This is a genomic window from Mesorhizobium sp. M7A.F.Ca.US.006.04.2.1, from assembly GCF_004022915.1.
Classification (GTDB): domain Bacteria; phylum Pseudomonadota; class Alphaproteobacteria; order Rhizobiales; family Rhizobiaceae; genus Mesorhizobium; species Mesorhizobium ciceri.
Genome location: NZ_RZQA01001365.1, coordinates 1 through 984, shown reverse-complemented (window position 1 = coordinate 984; position 984 = coordinate 1). Strand labels below are relative to the sequence as shown.

General features: G+C 60.7%; 1 protein-coding gene. It reads right to left on the bottom strand.

The window, feature by feature from the left end; translation table 11 throughout:
- Positions 1-32: 32 nt before the first annotated feature.
- On the bottom strand, positions 33-809 hold the full coding sequence (locus tag EN925_RS37325; protein WP_013525325.1) for an aldolase/citrate lyase family protein: 777 nt from the start codon (positions 807-809) through the stop codon (positions 33-35).
- Between the last annotated feature and the right edge of the window lie 175 nt (positions 810-984).

The window sequence follows — 984 nt, the reverse complement described above, 5'->3', positions numbered from 1 at the left end:
GAACTTTAGGTCGCCCATTCTCTCCTCCGTTCTTACTGGCACCCGGCCCGGATTTTGGAGACCGCGTCGGCGATCGCGTCGTGCAGTATCCAGACGTCGCCCGAATAACAAATGAAGTCGAAGCCTTGTGCGTAGAACTCGTGGCCCTGCTGGACGTTGGGCACCAGGCGCCCGAGCGACTTGTTGTGCCTTTTGGCGGCGGAAACGATTTTGGCCATCGCGGCGATGAAGGTCGGGTGCGCGAAGTCGCCGGGAATGCCGAGCGAGACCGACAGATCAAAGTGACCGACCCACAGACAATCGACGCCGTCCAATCCCGCAATGCCGTCGATGTTCTTGACGCCGTCGGCGGTCTCGATCAGGCAGATGAACACCGAGCGCTGGTTGGCCGCCTCGAACTTATCTGCAACCGAGCCCGGACGGTAACGGTCATGCGCGATCTGCAGCGCCACGCCGCGAGCGCCAGCCGGATGGTATTTCATGGAACTGATGATGTGCTGCGCCTGCTCGACGGTACTCACCATCGGCGCGATTAATCCTTCGGCCCCCATATCCATGGCGCGGGCGAGGAAATGGTAGTCCTGCGATGGCACACGCACCATAACCGGCAGGTCGGCCGCCTCGAAATAGCGGATCGCGCTCTTGACCGTTTCCAGGCTGAAGCCCGAATGCTCCATATCGAAAAAGGCGAAGTCACAGCCAGCGGACTTCAGGATGTGGCCTATCCCCGGCGTCGCGAACTCGGCGACAAGGGTCCCGAGCTTGACGCGTCTGTGAGACGCTAGCGCCTTGAGACTTGGCTCCGACATGAACTTCCCTCCCGTTCGCCCACAAGGGGCGCATTGCGCCTACGCGTTCTTCAAGACGAAGCTTCGACAACAAGGTCGCAGATCGTCACCAGCTTGGTGTCGACGAGCGGCGCGCTCTGCGAATTGAATTCCTCGAAATGGGCTGTCCGGCAGTGGAGCTTGAATGCAGCCTCGC

Excerpts from the sequence above, each read along its gene's own strand:
- EN925_RS37325 (WP_013525325.1), bottom strand. The coding sequence starts at position 809 with ATGTCGGAGCCAAGTCTCAAGGCGCTAGCGTCTCACAGACGCGTCAAG.